Raw genomic sequence first — 2,204 nt, forward strand, 5'->3', positions numbered from 1 at the left:
GTGTGGTTCGGGCTGGGCATCGCCTCCAAGGTGGCGCTGGGCGTGACGCTGGTGTTCTTCATCGTCTTCTTCAACGTCTACCAGGGCGTGAAGGAGGTGAGTCCGGTGGTGCTGGCCAATGCCCGCATGCTGGGGGCCAACCAGAAGCAGTTGCTGCGCCATGTGTACCTGCCCAGCGCGACGAGCTGGGTCTTCAGCTCGCTGCACACCTCGGTCGGTCTGGCCTTCGTCGGCGCGGTGGTGGGCGAGTACCTCGGTTCGGCCCGCGGGGTGGGCTACCTCATCCTGCAGGCCGAAGGCAGCTTCGACATCAACACCGTGATGGCCGGCATCCTGGTGCTCACCGCCTTTGCGCTGGTGCTCGACGCCCTGGTGGGCGTGATCGAGAAGAAGCTGATGAAGTGGCAGCCCAAGAGCGGGGAGACGGAGAAGCTCTAGCCCTCCCGAGGCAATTCAAGGTGGATTAGCAAGTTTACGTTCCATGCATAAACTCTCTAATTCGTGTATATTTGCGCCATGGACCCCATCCGCAACCCCTTTGCGCCCGGGGCGGGCGCCCCCCCGCCGGAACTGGCAGGCCGCGATGCCTTGCGCCAGGAGGTGCACATTGCAATGGAGCGCGTGCGCCTGGGGCGGCCGGCCAAGAGCGTGATGCTCGTGGGCCTGCGCGGTGTGGGCAAGACGGTGCTGCTCGACCGCATGCGCGAGGACGCCGAGGCCGTAGGCATCCACACCATCCGCGTCGAAGCGCCCGAGGAGCGGTCCCTGCCGGCCCTGCTGGCGCCACAACTGCGCCAGGCCCTGCTGCGCCTGAGCGCGCTGGACAACGCCAAGGCCCTGGCCATCCGCGGCCTGCGTGCGCTGGCGGGGTTTGCCAGCAAGCTGAAGCTCACCTACAAGGACATCGAGGTGGGCCTGGACTACGAGCCCGAGCCCGGCCTGGCCGACAACGGTGATCTCGAGCAAGATCTGCTGGCCCTCATGGAGCAGGCCGGCCTGGCGGCCAAGGCCGCGGGCACAGCGCTGGCCCTGTTCATCGACGAACTGCAGTATGTCGAAGAAGCCCAGCTGGCCGCGCTGATCACCGCCTTGCATCGCACCTCGCAGCGCCAGCTCCCGGTGGTGCTGGTGGGGGCGGGCTTGCCGCAGTTGCGCGGCCGCATGGGCAATGCGAAGTCCTATGCCGAACGGATGTTCGACTTCCCCGAGATCGGGGCCCTGCCACCCGATGCGGCACGCCTGGCCATCGTCAAACCCATCGAGGACGAGGGCGCGGCCATCAGGCCCGACGCGGTGCAACGCATCTTGGACGTGACCCAGGGCTACGCCTACTTCCTGCAGACCTGGGGCAGCCATGCCTGGAATGCCGCCTCGCAATCGCCCATCACCCTGGCCGACGTGGAGCGGGCGTCCATCACAGCGCGGGCGGAGCTGGACGAGAGCTTCTTCCGCGTGCGCTTCGACCGCTGCACCCCAAAGGAAAAGCGCTACCTGCGCGCCATGGCTGAACTGGGGGCGGGGCCCCATCGTTCTGGCGACATTGCCGACACCCTGGGCGAGAAAGTCACGACGCTTGCGCCCGTGCGCAGCTCACTCATCAAGAAGGGCATGATCTGGAGTCCCAACCATGGCGACACGGCCTTCACCGTGCCGATGTTCGATCAGTTCATGAAGCGCATCATGCCGGGGGCCCACTGGCGCTGAGCGCCCGCCAGGCAAAAATGGGGCCGCAAGGCCCCTGGTGCGTTGGCGGGCACGGCGCTTACTTGCTGCCGAGCTCGCGCAGCGTCACCTGCCGGACCTTGCCGCCCTCGACCACGGCCACGTAGGTGTTCGCGATCGAGCCGCCCTTTTCGTCCACCCCCTCGATGTCGTTGGGGTTGTACTTGTCGGGCAGGGCCTTGAAGGCTTCGTTGAGCTTGGCCCGGATGGCCTTGGCATCGCTGACGGTGCCGGCCAGGCGCATGGCCTGCGCGGTGGCGTGCACGGCGGTGTAGTTCAGCGAGACCTCCGAGCTCGGATCGCGCCCCGGGTTGAGCTTGCGGAAGCGCTCGACGAAGTCACGGGCATGGGCTCGCGTGTCCTCCACCAGCGGCAGCACGCCGATCGAGCCTTCCAGCGGGCCATAGCCCCCCGTCACCTTCGCGATCTCGTCCATCTTGGCCTGGTCGATGATCACGAAGCCGCCCTTGAAGCCCAGCTCA

Annotated in this window: 3 protein-coding genes; 2 read left to right on the forward strand and 1 reads right to left on the reverse strand. The window is 66.7% G+C overall.

The window, feature by feature from the left end; genetic code table 11:
* Positions 1-438: ABC transporter permease (locus tag ACK42S_RS17655; RefSeq protein WP_409710696.1), on the forward strand; the 438-nt coding region annotated here is incomplete at its 5' end.
* 78 nt (positions 439-516) lie between these two features.
* The gene (locus ACK42S_RS17660; protein WP_409710699.1) at positions 517-1,704 is read left to right on the forward strand and encodes an AAA family ATPase; all 1,188 of its coding nucleotides are present in this window, start codon (positions 517-519) and stop codon (positions 1,702-1,704) included.
* A 58-nt stretch (positions 1,705-1,762) separates the two neighbouring features.
* Here the strand turns inward: ACK42S_RS17660 and ACK42S_RS17665 are convergent.
* Positions 1,763-2,204: ABC transporter substrate-binding protein (locus ACK42S_RS17665; protein WP_409710701.1), on the reverse strand; the 442-nt coding region annotated here is incomplete at its 5' end.

The sequence above is a fragment of the Caldimonas sp. genome (genome assembly GCF_046289365.1).
Taxonomy (GTDB): Bacteria; Pseudomonadota; Gammaproteobacteria; order Burkholderiales; family Burkholderiaceae_C; genus Caldimonas.